This window comes from Planococcus antarcticus DSM 14505 (genome assembly GCF_001687565.2).
Taxonomy (GTDB): domain Bacteria; phylum Bacillota; class Bacilli; order Bacillales_A; family Planococcaceae; genus Planococcus; species Planococcus antarcticus.
The window spans coordinates 130,100-146,126 of record NZ_CP016534.2; the positions used below are offsets into that span (position 1 = coordinate 130,100).

Genomic DNA, 16,027 nt, shown 5'->3' on the forward strand with positions numbered 1-16,027 from the left:
TTTTAACAGTCTCCCCGGGATTTTTTAAGAATTGAGTTGACAGTATTGTCATAGAATGATAATATGTTGAGGGTTGATGGTTAACGGTCTGACACTTTGGAGGATATGCAAATGTCTAATGAAAAAGTAAAACAGGCAAGTGAAGTAATCATCGGTATAAAACAGACAGTAAAAGCATTAAAAAGCGGTATTGTCCAAGAGATAATAGTGGCAAAAGACGCGGACGATCGAATGACCGAACAGATTATCCAACTAGCCTTAGAAAAAGGTGTTCGGATCGAATTTGCAGATTCACGATTGAAGCTTGGCAAAGCATGTGGCATTAATGTCGGTGCAGCTGCTGTGGCTATTACTGGATAACAGTTTTTGTGTAAAACACAAAGACTTTGTTTTTTACCCAAAAATGAACCACCTGGATATGTGGTATTAGAACACCTTTTGAGAGGAGGAAAAAATCGATGCCTACAATTAACCAATTAGTTAACAAGCCTCGTAAACCAAAGACTACAAAATCAGGTTCACCAGCGCTAAACAAAGGGTACAACAGCTTTAAAAAGTCACAAACTAACGTGACGTCACCACAAAAACGTGGAGTATGTACTCGTGTTGGTACGATGACACCAAAAAAACCAAACTCGGCATTACGTAAATATGCCCGTGTACGGTTAACTAACCAAATCGAGGTTAATGCTTACATCCCTGGAGAAGGTCACAACCTTCAAGAGCACAGTGTAGTTCTTCTTCGCGGCGGACGCGTAAAAGATTTACCGGGTGTACGTTACCATATCGTACGTGGAGCACTTGATACAGCTGGAGTAAGCGGTCGTATGCAAAGCCGTTCTAAATACGGAACTAAACGTCCTAAAGTAAAAAAATAATAATTTAAATTAACGAAGAGAATTCGTTGAAAGGAGGAACATACATGCCTCGTAAAGGTCCTGTAGCTAAACGTGATGTGTTGCCAGATCCAATTTATAATTCGAAATTGGTGACACGCTTAATTAATAAAATGATGGTTGACGGAAAAAGAGGTACTTCACAAAAGATCCTATACGGAGCGTTTGAGTTAGTTAAAGAACGCAGCGGTAAAGATCCAATTGAAGTATACGAACAAGCATTGACTAACGTTATGCCAGTTCTTGAAGTACGCGCTCGCCGTGTTGGTGGTGCAAACTATCAGGTACCGGTTGAAGTTCGTCCTGAACGCCGTGCAACTCTAGGTCTTCGCTACCTTGTAAACTATTCACGTCTTCGTGGAGAGAAAACAATGGAAGAGCGTTTGGCTAATGAAATCATGGATGCTGCTAACAACACTGGTGCAGCTGTTAAAAAACGTGAAGATATTCATAAAATGGCGGAAGCAAACAAAGCGTTTGCTCACTATCGCTGGTAATTTCTTTCGAGATGTTTACATCTTAATCCGAAACGGAAGGAGAAAAACAACATGGCTAGAGAGTTCTCCTTAGACAAAACACGTAATATCGGGATCATGGCACACATTGATGCTGGTAAAACGACTACTACGGAGCGTATTTTATATTACACTGGTAGAATCCACAAAATTGGGGAAACGCATGAAGGTGCTTCTCAAATGGACTGGATGGAGCAAGAGCAGGAACGTGGAATTACTATCACATCTGCTGCTACAACCGCTTCATGGAAAAACCACCGTGTTAACATTATCGATACCCCAGGACACGTAGACTTCACTGTTGAAGTTGAACGTTCATTGCGCGTACTTGATGGTGCAGTTACAGTACTTGATGCTCAATCAGGTGTTGAGCCCCAAACTGAAACAGTTTGGCGTCAAGCTACGACATACGGAGTTCCACGTATCGTATTCATCAATAAAATGGATAAAATCGGTGCTGATTTTCTTTACTCTGTAGGCACAATACATGACCGTTTGCAGGCTAATGCTCATCCGATCCAGTTGCCAATCGGCGCAGAAGACGACTTTTCAGCAATTATTGACCTTGTTGAAATGAACGCGCGCTTCTATGCAAACGATTTGGGAACTGAAATCACAGAAGGCGAAATTCCTGAAGAGTATAAAGAACTTGCTGAGGAGTGGCACACTAAATTAGTGGAAGCTGTTGCTGAGCTTGATGAAGACTTAATGGAAAAATACCTTGGTGGAGAAGAAATCACTAAGGAAGAACTTAAAGCTGGTATCCGTAAAGGAACACTGGATGTTGAGTTTTACCCAGTAGTTTGTGGAAGTGCATTTAAAAATAAAGGAGTTCAATTAATGCTTGATGCAGTAATTGATTACCTACCATCTCCATTGGACGTACCACCAATGACTGGCGTTCTTCCAGATTCAGATGAAGAGGTATTGCGTAAACCTAGCGAAGACGAACCATTTTCTGCGTTGGCGTTTAAAGTAATGACAGATCCATACGTTGGGAAGTTAACTTTCTTCCGTGTGTATTCCGGTTCTCTTAAATCTGGTTCATATGTCCAGAACTCTTCTAAAGGCAAGCGTGAGCGCGTTGGACGTATCCTTCAAATGCACGCAAACTCCCGTGAAGAAATCGCTGAAGTATATTGCGGAGATATTGCTGCTGCTATCGGCCTTAAAGATACATCAACAGGTGATACTTTAAGTGACGAGAAACAACAGGTAATTCTTGAGCGTATGGTATTCCCAGAACCAGTTATTTCACTTTCTGTGGAACCTAAGTCTAAAGCCGATCAAGATAAAATGGGTCAAGCTCTTGGCAAGTTGCAAGAAGAAGATCCAACTTTCCGTGCACATACTGACCAGGAAACTGGTCAAACAATCATCGCAGGGATGGGTGAACTTCACCTTGATATCCTAGTTGACCGTATGCGCCGTGAGTTCAACGTAGAAGCTAACGTGGGTGCACCTCAGGTGTCTTACCGTGAGACATTCCGTGAGTCTGCTAAAGTTGAAGGCAAATTCGTACGCCAATCTGGTGGACGTGGACAATTCGGACACGTTTGGATTGAATTCTCTCCAAACGAAGAAGGAGCAGGTTTTGAATTTGAAAATGGCATCGTTGGTGGTGTTGTTCCACGTGAATACATCCCAGCAGTTGAAGCGGGTCTTCGTGACTCACTAGACAATGGTGTTATTGCCGGATATCCTTTGATTGATATCAAAGCTCGTTTGTTCGACGGATCTTATCATGATGTTGACTCGAATGAGATGGCATTTAAAGTTGCTGCTTCTATGGCACTAAAAAATGCAATTTCTAAAGTTAGACCGGTTCTTCTTGAGCCAATCATGCGTGTTGAGGTTGTTATCCCTGAGGAGTACCTTGGAGATATCATGGGTGACATTACGTCACGCCGAGGCCGTGTAGAAGGTATGGACGCTCGCGGAAACGCGCAAGTCGTTCGTTCTATGGTACCTCTTGCAGAAATGTTCGGTTATGCAACTTCATTGCGTTCAAATACGCAAGGTCGTGGTGTGTTCTCAATGCACTTCGATCACTATGAAGAAGTACCGAAATCAATTTCCGAAGAAATTATCAAAAAAAATAAAGGTCAATAATTGAATTTTGATCTTTAATAAAGTATAAATAGTTTGTATGTCCGGAATAATAGGGCCCTATTATTCCGGCACTTCAAACAAACATTCACTTACATTTTGAGGAGGATTTTTCTAATGGGAAAAGCTAAATTTGATCGTTCTAAAACGCACGCGAATATTGGTACAATTGGTCACGTTGACCATGGTAAAACAACTTTGACTGCAGCAATCGCTACAGTTCTAGCTAAAAAATCAGGCGGGGAAGCTCGTTCATACGCTCAAATCGACAACGCTCCTGAAGAAAAAGAGCGCGGTATCACGATCAATACTTCACACGTTGAGTATGAAACTGAAACTCGCCACTATGCACACGTGGATTGCCCTGGACACGCCGATTATGTTAAAAACATGATCACTGGTGCTGCTCAAATGGACGGCGGGATCCTGGTAGTATCTGCTGCTGATGGCCCAATGCCACAAACTCGTGAGCACATTCTTCTTTCACGTCAAGTTGGTGTTCCTTACCTAGTTGTATTCATGAACAAATGCGACATGGTAGATGATGAAGAACTTCTTGAATTAGTTGAAATGGAAGTCCGCGATCTTCTTTCTGAATATGACTTCCCTGGCGATGACATTCCTGTCATCAAAGGTTCTGCTCTTAAAGCTCTTGAAGGAGAAGCAGAATGGGAAGATAAAATCGTCGAATTGATGAACGCAGTTGATGAGTATATCCCTACTCCAGCTCGTGACACTGAAAAACCATTCATGATGCCTATTGAGGATGTATTCTCAATCACTGGCCGTGGTACGGTTGCTACTGGACGTGTTGAACGCGGACAAATCAAAATTGGTGACAACGTTGATATCATCGGTCTTACTGAAGAACCAAAATCTACAACTGTAACAGGTGTAGAAATGTTCCGTAAATTGCTTGACTACGCTGAAGCTGGCGACAACATCGGTGCACTTCTTCGCGGGGTTTCTCGTGACGACGTACAACGTGGACAAGTATTGGCTAAGCCAGGTACGATTACTCCACACACTGAGTTCAAAGCTGAAGTTTATGTTCTTTCAAAAGAAGAGGGTGGACGTCACACTCCATTCTTCACAAACTACCGTCCACAGTTCTACTTCCGTACAACTGATGTAACTGGTGTTTGTAACCTTCCTGAAGGTGTAGAAATGGTTATGCCTGGAGATAACATCGAAATGATCGTTTCTCTAATCTCTCCTATCGCACTTGAAGAAGGAACTAAGTTCTCTATCCGTGAGGGTGGACGTACTGTAGGCGCTGGCGTTGTTGCTACAATCACTAAATAATAACTGCTGAGTGTTAATTTAAGACCCTGTCTCATTACTAATGAGGCAGGGTCTTTCTTTGTGTTTGTATTGAAGTAGAAAAGAATTTATCGGTAAAATTAATGAATGTTCATAAAATATTCAAACTTTTTAAATAACAATATAAATCTAGTGGTACCAACAATGAAAACGGATACATTATCTGTGAATATTCAAAATTAATAAAAAATTTACATTATGTTCATTGACACACTTCTGAATAGGCGATATGATAGCAACAATTTACAAAACGCATACAGAATTCGATATATTGCATATTATAAAACTTTCGAGAAAGAAGTGGACATCATGAGCGAACAAGTAATTTATTTAAATGGTGAATTCGTCAAAAAAGAAGACGCTAAAATTTCAGTTTACGATCATGGCTTTTTATACGGTGATGGAGTGTTCGAAGGAATCCGTTCTTACAATGGAAATGTCTTTCGGCTGGAAGAACATTTAGAGCGGCTTTACGATTCAGCAAAATCAGTGATGCTTGAGATTCCACATACTTTCGAAGAAATGACTAGCATTGTTGTTCAAACGCTTAGAGAAAACAAATTTAAAGATGCGTATGTTCGTCTTATCGTTTCAAGAGGAGTAGGAAATCTTGGATTGGATCCTTACAGCTGTTCTCATCCAAGTGTAATTGTAATAGCTGAACCCTTATCATTATTTCCTAAATCAATGTATGAAACGGGAATCGAAATTGTTTCGGTAGCTACAAGAAGAAGCCGCTCAGATGTGTTAAGCCCGAAAGTTAAATCATTAAATTATATGAACAACATTTTAGTGAAACTTGAAGCTAATCTCGCAGGTGTTTCTGAAGCGCTTATGTTAAATGACCAGGGTTATGTAGCTGAAGGTTCAGCGGATAACATTTTCATTGTCCGAAAAAATAAGATACTGACACCTCCAGGCTATGTAGGTGCACTTGAAGGAATTACACGTAATGCCATCATGGATGTAGCTGTTCAAAAGGGCTATGACATACAAGAAGGAGTTTTTACAAGACACGATGTTTATGTTGCAGACGAAGTGTTCTTAACAGGAACTGCTGCTGAAGTAATTTCCGTAATAAAAGTGGATGGTCGGGTAATCGGCGAAGGAAAGCCGGGTCCAGTTACAAATGATTTACTTGAGTCGTTCAGGGAGCTTGTTCAGAACGACGGCGTAAAAGTCTATACCGATCATTTAAATGTAGTATAAAACAGGAATTATCTCAATCAAATATACGTTCAACTCAATGACGAGGTTAAAGCAAATGGAAGTCGTATTCACAGAGAGCCGGTATAGGTGGAAGCCGGTAATACAACCTTTTGCGACATCCCCTCTGAGTGAATTGCTGAAAAGCTTTGGCTGTTTAGGTAATTCCGGTGACTTGCAAGTTAAAAGGCATCGTTAACAACGGATAAGCATTGCTTATCTATGAGGCTGCGGTTGCGCAGCGAACTAGGGTGGTACCATGAAGCTTTTTCATCCCTATGCGAAGAACATGTTTCTTTGTGTAGGGATGGAAAAGCTTTTTTGTTTTATTCCACCAGAGACTGAGAAAAGGAGGCGGAAAAATTGGGAGTAAACGTACAAGTTAGAGAAGAAGTTAAACAGCAGCTAACAGGCAGTGGGGCAGACGTACTGATTCAATCTTTGAAAGGTCAGGGTGTAGAAATTATTTTCGGCTATCCGGGAGGAGCAGTGCTGCCAATTTATGATGCCTTGCACAAAAATCCAATACGCCATATATTGGCGAGACACGAGCAAGGTGCCATCCATGCAGCTGAGGGATATGCTAGAGTATCTGGCAAACCCGGCGTTGTACTTGCCACATCCGGTCCTGGTGCAACGAATTTAGTTACAGGAATAGCAGATGCCATGTTGGATTCCTTGCCGCTGGTTATCTTTACAGGACAGGTTGCAACTTCAGTAATTGGCACCGATGCTTTCCAAGAAGCGGATATTATCGGTATTACACAACCGATTACGAAGCATAATTATCAAGTGAAAAAAGTGGCGGATTTGCCAAGAATCATAAAGGAAGCATTCTATATCTCTTCCACAGGACGCCCGGGACCGGTTCTGGTCGACATACCAAAAAATATTGCAACTGAATTATTCTTATCCAGCAAAGAGGAAGAAGCGGTCTATCTGCCGGGTTATCAGCCAACAACCAGTCCGAATTTTCTGCAGATCCAAAAAGCTGCTCAAGTATTATCAAAGGCGAAAAAGCCATTGATCTTAGCGGGAGCCGGCATACTTGCTGCCAAAGCGACAGAAGAGCTAAAAACTTTTTCGGAAAAGCATCAAATTCCGATCACCAATACGTTACTCGGGTTAGGCAGTATTGCTGGCGAGCACGAATTGTTTCTCGGAATGGCGGGAATGCACGGAACTTATACAGCCAATACAGCAATTTGTGATTGTGATGTGCTGCTAAATATTGGTGCTCGCTTCGATGATCGGCTAACCGGAAATCTGGCTCACTTTGCACCAAATGCACAAGTAATCCACATCGACATTGATCCAGCAGAAATTGGGAAAAATGTTCCAACGGCAATCCCGATTGTGGCAGATGCCAAAGAAGCATTGGTTCAATTACTCAATCAATCATTTGAAAGTCCTAATACTACAGAGTGGCTGGCTAAATTATCCGAGGATAAAGCAGAATATCCACTTCAGTATCACGTCAAAGGTCGGGAAGGCATTCTTCCACAACAGGCGGTTGAATTGATTCACCGTTTGACTGCGGGGGATGCAGTTGTAACAACCGATGTTGGCCAGCATCAGATGTGGGCGGCTCAATATTATCGCTTCAACAATCCGCATAACTGGGTAACATCAGGCGGCTTAGGTACGATGGGCTTTGGTTTCCCAGCAGCTATCGGTGCCCAATTGGCAAAACCCGCGGAACTGGTCATTTCCATTGTAGGAGATGCAGGTTTCCAAATGACTTTGCAGGAATTGTCTTTGCTTCAGGAGCTGCGGCTTCCGGTGAAGATTATCATCTTAAACAATCAAAGTCTAGGTATGGTAAGACAGTGGCAGGAAACATTCTACGAAGGACGGTATTCACAATCTTTGATGCCTGTTCAACCTGATTTTGTGAAGTTGGCAGCAGCATACGACATCAAAGGCTATAAAGTGGAAACGATGGAAGAAGCAGAAGTGGTTTTCGCAGAAGCATTTAATTCAAACGAGCCAGTCTTGATCGATTGCCGAGTGATGCAGCTGGAATCAGTTTATCCGATGGTTGCGCCTGGCAAGGGCTTGAATGAAATGATCGGAGTGAAAGGCGAATGAAAAGAGTTATTACAACAACGGTGATCAACCAGAGCGGAGTGCTGAACCGGGTGACCGGATTGCTGATGAAGCGTCAGTTCAACATCGAAAGCATTTCGGTTGGCCACACCGAGCAGCCTGGCATGTCAAAAATGACGTTTGTGGTCAATGTAGAAGATAAAGGCAAACTGGAACAATTATTAAAGCAGCTACAAAAGCAAATTGATGTCATCAAAGTAAATGACATTACCGATAAGGCGATGGTCATGAGGGAACTGGCGCTTGTTAAAGTAGTCGTCCCTCCGGCAGTCAGAAATGAAATTTTTAGTATCGTTGAACCCTTTCGCGCAACAGTCGTCGATATGAGCAAAAATGTAACAACCTTCCAAGTAACGGGAGACCCAGAAAAAATTGAAGCGTTTATTGATCTGATGAGACCATATGGTGTAAAAGAGTTGACCCGAACCGGGGTATCCGCATTTGTTAGAGAAACACAAAAAGCACAAGCACCGCAATTGAATATCTTATAAAAACCCAAACTCGAGGAGGAAATTAAAAATGGCAAAAATGTATTATAACCAAGACGTAAACGAACAGGTACTTAAAGGAAAGACAATCGCGGTGATCGGTTATGGTTCACAAGGTCATGCACATGCTCAAAACTTAAAAGAGTCCGGTTTTGACGTAGTAGTTGGCGTACGTCCAGGCAAATCATTTGACCAGGCTAAAAATGACGGCATGAAAGTAGCGACAGTAAAAGAAGCGGCACAAGCAGCAGACGTAATCATGGTCTTAGTGCCAGATGAAAAACAGACACAAATCTATAACGCAGAAATCAAACCTTCATTAACAGCTGGCAAGTCGCTGGTTTTCGCGCACGGTTTTAATGTTCATTTTAACCAAATTGTTGCACCTGCTGATGTAGATGTATTCCTGGTAGCTCCAAAAGGTCCAGGGCATCTCGTGCGCCGTACATATGAAGCGGGTGCGGGAGTTCCTGCATTGTTCGCGGTTCATCAGAATGTATCTGGACAAGCTCAGGAAGTAGCGCTTGCTTATGCAAAAGGGATCGGAGCTACACGCGCAGGCGTTTTAGAAACAACATTTAAAGAAGAAACAGAAACGGATCTATTTGGAGAACAAGCTGTTCTTTGTGGTGGTGTAACGTCACTTGTGAAAGCTGGATTTGAAACACTTGTGGAAGCTGGATACCAACCGGAACTCGCGTATTTTGAATGTATGCACGAATTGAAATTGATTGTTGACCTAATGTACGAAGGTGGCTTGTCAGGAATGCGTTACTCAATTTCCGATACGGCTCAATGGGGAGATTTTGTTTCAGGACCACGCATTGTCGATGCAGATACGAAAGCTCGCATGAAAGATGTTCTGACAGATATTCAAACTGGGAAATTCGCAAAAGGCTGGTTGCTGGAAAATCAATTAAACCGTCCAGAATTCACGGCAATCGAAAAAGCAGAAGAATCTCATCAAATCGAACAAGTTGGACGTGAATTGCGTGCGATGATGCCGTTTGTCAATGAAGGCAAAAAAGCCAAACAAAAAGAGGTGGTCACCAATGTCACAAATTGATATTTTCGATACGACATTACGAGACGGAGAACAGTCAGCCGGGATCAACTTGAACACAGCAGAGAAAATCGAAATCGCGCGCCAACTTGAACGTCTAGGAGTGACGATTATCGAATCAGGGTTTCCGGCTTCATCTCCAGGAGACTTTGATGCTGTGCAACGCATTGCAGGCACAGTAAAGAATTCAATTGTAACGGGCCTAGCCCGTTCGATACAAAGTGATATTGACCGCACGTGGGAAGCGCTAAAAGGAGCGGAGCAGCCGCATATCCACATCTTTTTGGCTACCTCGCCCATTCATATGGAAACGAAATTATTTAAAACACCAGACCAAGTTGTTGAACTAGCTGTGGAATCGGTGAAATATGCACGTAAGTTCTTTCCGCTAGTCCAATGGTCAGCGGAAGATGCTTCTCGTTCAGATCCCGAATTTTTGGCGCATATTATCCGCAAAGTTATCGAAGCAGGTGCGACGACGATTAATCTTCCAGATACAGTTGGTTATGCAACGCCTCATGAGTATGGGGCAATGTTCAACTACATGACTGAAAATGTAGCAGGAATCGAAAAAGTGAAGCTATCCGCACACTGCCACAACGATTTGGGTATGGCAACAGCCAATACACTGGCTGCGATTGAAAATGGAGCGACTCAAATCGAGGGAACCATCAATGGCATCGGGGAACGCGCCGGTAATGTTGCACTCGAGGAAATTGCAGTTGCTTTGCACATTCGGAAACCAATTTTCAATATCGAAACAGGCATCAAACTTAATGAAATCAAGCGCACAAGCCAGCTAGTCAGCCAGTTGACAGGTAGCTTGATTCAGCCAAATAAAGCCGTAGTCGGAAAAAATGCTTTTGCCCATGAATCGGGAATTCACCAGGACGGTATGCTGAAAAACCCGTTGACTTATGAAATCATTACACCGGAATTGATTGGTGATGTAGCAACTGAATTGGTGCTAGGCAAACATTCCGGGCGCCATGCCTTTAAAGACCGCGCCATCAAAATGGGCTTTGATTTACCAGAGGAGAAGTTGAACAACGCATTCGTTGAGTTCAAGAAATTAGCTGACAGCAAGAAAGAGATTGTGGAAGACGATCTATACGTATTGCTGACGGATCAGCAAATTCACGACGATGAAACTCTGGTCTACAAGTTGGAAAGTGTACAAGTACAGTATGGTACAGCGAATATCCCGACGGCTACCGCTTCTGCCTATCACCCGAACGGTGAACTAATTAGTGAAGCAGCTACTGGAGCAGGGTCTGTTGAAGCGATTTTTAATACATTAGAGCGGATTGTGGAAGGCAAAGTTCATATTTTAGATTACCGTGTGACTTCTATTGGTAAAGGCCGCGATGCACTAGGTGAAGCGGTTATCAATATGAGCTATAACGGTGAGACGGTTACAGGACGCGATGTTGCGCAGGACGTTTTGGAAGCGACGGCTAAAGCCTATTTGAATGCAGTTAATCGTCAAATTGTTCAAGTAGGGAAAAAAGTAAGGATGTCCGCAGTGTAAAAAAGAACAAATCGAAAGAGGAGGAATTTGAAATGAAAAAAACAATAGCGGTATTGCCAGGAGACGGAATTGGACCAGAAGTAACAGATGCAGCAGTAAAAGTGCTGCAATCCATCGCAATACGTTATGGACATACTTTTCATTTGAAGCATGCGGCAATCGGAGGAACAGCGGTTGATCAATTTGATAACCCGCTGCCTCAGCAAACCATTGATGTTTGTGAAGCGAGTGACGCGATTCTCCTCGGTGCGGTTGGAGGAACGAAATGGGATAGCAATCCTGCTCATTTGCGTCCAGAAAAAGGACTTTTGAATATCCGGAAGCATTTCGATTTGTTCGCTAATATTCGCCCAGTTAAAGCCGTACCGGCACTGCTTGCTTCTTCGCCATTAAAAGAAGAAGTGGCGAAAGAAGTAGATCTGGTCATTGTCCGCGAATTGACGAGCGGCTTGTATTTCGGAGAACCGAAACGTCGATCAGAAAAATCAGCAGTTGATACATTGGTTTACACGAGAGATGAAATCGAACGTATCGTCAATCAGGCGTTTGAAATTGCTCGCACACGCAAAGGTAAAGTGACTTCGGTCGATAAAGCCAATGTATTGGAAACGAGCAAGCTGTGGCGTGAAGTTGTAGAAGAACGCAAAGCGGCATATCCAGATATCGAAGTAGAACATATGCTAGTTGATTCGGCAGCGATGAAGCTGATCACGAACCCGCGTACTTTTGACGTTGTTGTAACAGAGAATATGTTTGGAGATATCTTGAGTGACGAAGCTTCAGTTATCACCGGGTCACTCGGCATGCTGCCATCTGCCAGTATCCGTTCAGACGGTTTCGGACTTTACGAACCTGTACATGGTTCGGCGCCTGACATTGCTGGGCAAAACAAAGCAAATCCATCTGCAGCTATTTTGTCAGCAGCCATGATGTTGAAGCATTCATTTGGTCTGCATACAGAAGCTACAGCCATTGAAAAAGCTGTAATGGGCGTTCTAGAAGATGGCTATTGTACGGGAGATCTGGCCGGAGAAGGAAAACGCGTGGTATCAACTGATCGATTCGTAACGAAAGTTGTAGAAGAGCTAGAAAGAGAATTTGTATCAGAACACATTATGTATTCTTATGTGTAAGTAAAAGGAGCGGTTGGCATGGCAAAAACCATCATAGAAAAAATTTGGGAACAACATATTGTCTTCGAAGAGCAAGGAAAGCCGGACCTGATGTATATCGATCTTCACTTACTGCATGAGGTGACCTCTCCACAAGCATTTGAAGGACTTCGGTTAAACGGGCGTAAAGTCCGTCGACCGGATCTTTGCTTCGCGACCATGGACCATAATGTTCCAACAAGAAACCGGGACACCATTACAGATCCCGTTTCGCGCAAGCAAATCAAAACCTTGCAAGACAATTGCGATGAATTTGGTGTGCCACTTGCGGGTATTAATCATCCCGATCAAGGAATTGTCCATGTCATTGGACCAGAACTAGGATTGACGCAACCTGGTAAGACCATTGTTTGTGGGGATAGCCATACTTCAACGCACGGTGCTTTTGGTGCATTAGCATTCGGCATTGGCACAAGTGAAGTAGAGCATGTGCTTTCTACTCAAACACTATGGCAATCAAAGCCGAAGACGATGGAAGTTCGAATTGACGGCAAACTAGGCTTTGGTGTTTCTTCCAAAGACGTCATTTTGGCCATTATTTCGAAATTCGGTATCGATATGGGTACGGGTTATATTATGGAGTATACGGGTAAAGCCATTCATGAGTTGTCGATGGAAGAACGTATGACTGTATGTAATATGTCCATAGAAGCTGGCGCTCGCGCAGGTTTGATTAGTCCTGACGAAAAGACGGTAGAGTACTTGAGAGGTCGCAGAAATGTACCTGAAGGCAGAGCGTTTGAAAAAGAAGCTGATCGTTGGTTGGCTCTTGCAACAGATGAAGGAGCGCGGTACGATGCGACTGTCACCATTCATGCAGATGAAATCTCCCCATTCGTCACATGGGGCACGAACCCATCAATGGGCTCAGGTATTGCTGACAGCGTTCCATCTGCCGCAGATTACGATAAACAGTCGGATAAAGACGCCTTAAAGCAAGCTTTGGCTTATATGCACTTAGAAGAAGAGATGCCGCTTTCTTCTATTGATATCCAACATGTCTTTATTGGTTCTTGTACCAACGCGCGTCTTGGCGATTTACGTGCGGCAAGTGAAATCATTAAAGGTAAAAAAGTGCATCCATCAGTAACGGCGATTGTGGTTCCTGGGTCTGAAACGGTCAAACGTGCAGCTGAACAAGAAGGCTTGGATCAAGTATTTCTTGAAGCCGGCTTTGAATGGCGCGAAACCGGATGCAGTATGTGTCTGGCGATGAATGAAGACTCGGTGCCCTCGGGCGAACGCTGTGCCTCCACTTCCAACCGGAACTTTGAAGGACGCCAAGGAGCGGGATCAATGACGCATCTAGTAAGCCCTGTAATGGCTGCAGCCGCTGCGATTGAAGGACATTTGACAGATGTTCGGAATTATATGAAAGAGCCAGTACCGTCCGTATGACAGGTAGAAATGAGGAGGCCGAACGATGAAACCGATCAATAAAATCTCAAGCGTCCTGACCCCGCTTGAACGCAAAAACGTAGACACCGACCAAATTATCTCAAAAGAGTTTCTAAAACGCATTGAACGGACGGGATTCGGCAAGTATTTATTTTATCATTGGCGCTTTCATGCTGATGGTACACCGGTAGCAGACTTTGTGTTGAATGATCCCCGTTTCAACGACTCCGAAATTTTGGTCGCACAAGAAAATTTCGGCTGCGGTTCTTCTCGTGAACATGCTCCGTGGGCAATTTTAGATTATGGGTTCCGTGTAGTCATTGCTCCCAGCTTCGCAGACATCTTTTATAATAACTGTGTAAAAAATGGCATTTTACCGATTTGCTTAAAAGGTCAAGAAGTTGATGAGTTAATCGATAAAGGACAGCGTGAGGAATTCCAATTGGAAGTCAATTTAAAAGACCAAACTGTCACGGGCCAAGACGGCATACGCTATGAATTTGAAATTGATCCATATTGGAAAGAAATGCTATTAAAAGGATGGGATGAAATTACTTTAACGTTCCAGTATGATTCCTATATCGCAGCTTACGAAGAAAGACAGCAACAAGCTTAATGAATAAACCGTTTGTGTTTAGAAGAGCTTATTTTCATAAGGAGACCCTTTACGTAACTGTAAGGGGTCTTTGTTTTTAGATTTTTTAGTCTATAAGTAAAACCATAATAGAGTGTTGACAAGGTTTTTTTAATTTGTTAATTTTAAAAGTGTACTTTAACGCTTTAGCAAACTAAAGGAGATTTTACTTATGAATGCAGTTGTTATCGCTGTCTTAATCATGCTCGTATTGAGCTTGTTGCGTGTGAACGTCGTCTTTGCTTTACTGATCGGCGCACTTGCAGGCGGATTAAGCGGCGGATTATCATTTACAGACACAGTAACATCATTTACAAGTGGTTTAGGCAAGGGAGCAACCATCGCACTGAGCTACGCCATGCTCGGTGGATTTGCTGTAGCTATTTCACGCACAGGCATACCAGAGCTGCTTGTTTCAGGAGTATTGAAGCTGGTCAATAAAGATGGGGAAGCGACGCGGAAAAATTTAGCGAAAGCGCTCATCATTATTGCGCTATTAGCAATGGCCATCTTCTCGCAAAATCTAATTCCGATCCATATTGCGTTTATTCCTTTATTGGTGCCACCAATTTTGCACATTTTAAATGAACTGCGGATTGACCGGCGCCTGATTGCCGCAGTCTTGACGTTCGGTCTGACGGCTCCTTATATTTTATTGCCGTATGGCTTTGGCCTGATATTCCACAGAATTGTTTTCGAACAGATGGAGCTGGCAGGATTGACGATTGATATGGCAGATATCCCGAAAGCGATGGCAATTCCAGTAGTGGGCTTATTAGTGGGATTAATCATTGCGGTGTTCATCTCTTACCGCAAGCCGCGCGATTATCATAAGGTGAATACGACTATAGAAGGAACTTTTAAAAAGACCGCTTCGAACAAAGACGTCATCATCACGATTGCTGCTTTAATTGCTGCTTTAGTCGCCCAGATTCAGACAGAATCGATGATCATCGGCGCACTTTCCGGGATTCTTGTGTTGTATGTCTTTGGCGCAATGAAATGGCGTGAAGCTGACGCAGTTCTCACAGAAGGCATGCAGATGATGGCGTTCATCGGCTTTGTCATGATTACAGCGAACGGCTTTGCTTCAGTCATACAGGCAACAGGTGCTATTGAACCGTTGGTAGCTAGCGTGTCCGAACTGTTTGCTGGCAATAAAAGCATTGCAGCACTGGCGATGCTTGTCGTAGGTTTGTTTGTGACGATGGGCATCGGCTCATCGTTCGCTACGATTCCAATCATTGCCGCTATCTTTGTGCCACTGAGTTTGGAATTCGAATTTTCGACAATGGCGATTATTGCTTTGATCGGAACTGCAGGAGCTTTGGGTGATGCCGGCTCGCCAGCTTCTGACTCGACGCTAGGACCAACTGCTGGGCTAAACGTCGATGGGCAGCACAATCATATTTGGGATACGTGCGTGCCGACCTTTCTCCACTACAATATTCCTTTAGTGATTTTTGGCTGGGCTGCCGCTATGTTCTTGGGTTAAGCACGGAGTATTCGGACTATTCTCGTATGACTTGATGTTCCGAAATATCCTGTTATACTAATAAAAGCGAATTAAAAAGAATTTCGTG

Annotated in this window: 14 protein-coding genes; all 14 read left to right on the plus strand. The window is 43.2% G+C overall.

The window, feature by feature from the left end:
- Window positions 1-111 precede the first annotated feature (111 nt).
- The 14 genes from BBH88_RS00625 to BBH88_RS00690 all read left to right on the plus strand — a co-directional run bounded on the left by BBH88_RS00625 (window position 112) and on the right by BBH88_RS00690 (window position 15,939).
- Window positions 112-360: a 50S ribosomal protein L7ae-like protein gene (locus tag BBH88_RS00625; protein ID WP_065536316.1), complete on the plus strand. Its 249-nt coding sequence runs from the start codon at window positions 112-114 to the stop codon at window positions 358-360.
- Between the two features lie 98 nt (window positions 361-458).
- Window positions 459-878, plus strand: a complete 420-nt coding sequence (rpsL, locus tag BBH88_RS00630) for a 30S ribosomal protein S12 (protein WP_006828914.1) — start codon at window positions 459-461, stop codon at window positions 876-878.
- 44 nt (window positions 879-922) lie between these two features.
- Window positions 923-1,393 (plus strand): 30S ribosomal protein S7, encoded by a 471-nt coding sequence (rpsG, locus tag BBH88_RS00635; protein ID WP_006828915.1) that lies wholly within the window; start codon window positions 923-925, stop codon window positions 1,391-1,393.
- Window positions 1,394-1,444: 51 nt separating this feature from the next.
- A complete protein-coding gene (gene fusA / locus BBH88_RS00640) occupies window positions 1,445-3,523 on the plus strand; it encodes an elongation factor G (RefSeq protein WP_006828916.1) in 2,079 nt (692 codons plus the stop codon).
- Window positions 3,524-3,637: 114 nt separating this feature from the next.
- Window positions 3,638-4,825: an elongation factor Tu gene (gene tuf, locus BBH88_RS00645; RefSeq protein ID WP_006828917.1), complete on the plus strand. Its 1,188-nt coding sequence runs from the start codon at window positions 3,638-3,640 to the stop codon at window positions 4,823-4,825.
- Between the two features lie 327 nt (window positions 4,826-5,152).
- The gene (gene ilvE, locus BBH88_RS00650) at window positions 5,153-6,052 is read left to right on the plus strand and encodes a branched-chain-amino-acid transaminase (protein ID WP_006828918.1); all 900 of its coding nucleotides are present in this window, start codon (window positions 5,153-5,155) and stop codon (window positions 6,050-6,052) included.
- 360 nt (window positions 6,053-6,412) lie between these two features.
- Window positions 6,413-8,140, plus strand: coding sequence for a biosynthetic-type acetolactate synthase large subunit (gene ilvB, locus BBH88_RS00655; RefSeq protein WP_006828919.1), 1,728 nt, complete (start codon window positions 6,413-6,415; stop codon window positions 8,138-8,140).
- Window positions 8,137-8,649, plus strand: a complete 513-nt coding sequence (gene ilvN, locus BBH88_RS00660) for an acetolactate synthase small subunit (protein WP_006828920.1) — start codon at window positions 8,137-8,139, stop codon at window positions 8,647-8,649. Before ilvB ends, ilvN begins: the two co-directional genes overlap by 4 nt.
- Before the next feature lie 28 nt (window positions 8,650-8,677).
- Window positions 8,678-9,712 carry a ketol-acid reductoisomerase gene (gene ilvC, locus BBH88_RS00665; RefSeq protein WP_006828921.1) on the plus strand — a complete coding sequence of 345 codons (1,035 nt, stop codon included), beginning with the start codon at window positions 8,678-8,680 and terminating at the stop codon, window positions 9,710-9,712.
- Window positions 9,699-11,240, plus strand: a complete 1,542-nt coding sequence (locus BBH88_RS00670) for a 2-isopropylmalate synthase (RefSeq protein ID WP_006828922.1) — start codon at window positions 9,699-9,701, stop codon at window positions 11,238-11,240. Before ilvC ends, BBH88_RS00670 begins: the two co-directional genes overlap by 14 nt.
- 32 nt (window positions 11,241-11,272) lie before the next feature.
- Window positions 11,273-12,373 carry a 3-isopropylmalate dehydrogenase gene (leuB, locus tag BBH88_RS00675; protein ID WP_065536315.1) on the plus strand — a complete coding sequence of 367 codons (1,101 nt, stop codon included), beginning with the start codon at window positions 11,273-11,275 and terminating at the stop codon, window positions 12,371-12,373.
- Between the two features lie 18 nt (window positions 12,374-12,391).
- On the plus strand, window positions 12,392-13,810 hold the full coding sequence (gene leuC, locus BBH88_RS00680) for a 3-isopropylmalate dehydratase large subunit (RefSeq protein WP_006828924.1): 1,419 nt from the start codon (window positions 12,392-12,394) through the stop codon (window positions 13,808-13,810).
- A gap of 25 nt (window positions 13,811-13,835) precedes the next feature.
- On the plus strand, window positions 13,836-14,426 hold the full coding sequence (gene leuD, locus BBH88_RS00685) for a 3-isopropylmalate dehydratase small subunit (protein ID WP_006828925.1): 591 nt from the start codon (window positions 13,836-13,838) through the stop codon (window positions 14,424-14,426).
- 190 nt (window positions 14,427-14,616) lie between these two features.
- Window positions 14,617-15,939 (plus strand): Na+/H+ antiporter family protein, encoded by a 1,323-nt coding sequence (locus BBH88_RS00690; RefSeq protein ID WP_006828926.1) that lies wholly within the window; start codon window positions 14,617-14,619, stop codon window positions 15,937-15,939.
- Window positions 15,940-16,027: the final 88 nt, after the last annotated feature.

Bases quoted from the DNA above. Each gene is read 5' to 3' on its own strand.
- BBH88_RS00625 (WP_065536316.1), top strand. From the start codon at position 112: ATGTCTAATGAAAAAGTAAAACAGGCAAGTGAAGTAATCATCGGTATA.
- leuB (WP_065536315.1), top strand. From the start codon at position 11,273: ATGAAAAAAACAATAGCGGTATTGCCAGGAGACGGAATTGGACCAGAA.
- rpsL (WP_006828914.1), top strand. From the start codon at position 459: ATGCCTACAATTAACCAATTAGTTAACAAGCCTCGTAAACCAAAGACT.
- tuf (WP_006828917.1), top strand. From the start codon at position 3,638: ATGGGAAAAGCTAAATTTGATCGTTCTAAAACGCACGCGAATATTGGT.
- rpsG (WP_006828915.1), top strand. From the start codon at position 923: ATGCCTCGTAAAGGTCCTGTAGCTAAACGTGATGTGTTGCCAGATCCA.
- fusA (WP_006828916.1), top strand. From the start codon at position 1,445: ATGGCTAGAGAGTTCTCCTTAGACAAAACACGTAATATCGGGATCATG.
- leuD (WP_006828925.1), top strand. From the start codon at position 13,836: ATGAAACCGATCAATAAAATCTCAAGCGTCCTGACCCCGCTTGAACGC.
- ilvC (WP_006828921.1), top strand. From the start codon at position 8,678: ATGGCAAAAATGTATTATAACCAAGACGTAAACGAACAGGTACTTAAA.
- BBH88_RS00690 (WP_006828926.1), top strand. From the start codon at position 14,617: ATGAATGCAGTTGTTATCGCTGTCTTAATCATGCTCGTATTGAGCTTG.
- ilvE (WP_006828918.1), top strand. From the start codon at position 5,153: ATGAGCGAACAAGTAATTTATTTAAATGGTGAATTCGTCAAAAAAGAA.
- BBH88_RS00670 (WP_006828922.1), top strand. From the start codon at position 9,699: ATGTCACAAATTGATATTTTCGATACGACATTACGAGACGGAGAACAG.
- leuC (WP_006828924.1), top strand. From the start codon at position 12,392: ATGGCAAAAACCATCATAGAAAAAATTTGGGAACAACATATTGTCTTC.
- ilvN (WP_006828920.1), top strand. From the start codon at position 8,137: ATGAAAAGAGTTATTACAACAACGGTGATCAACCAGAGCGGAGTGCTG.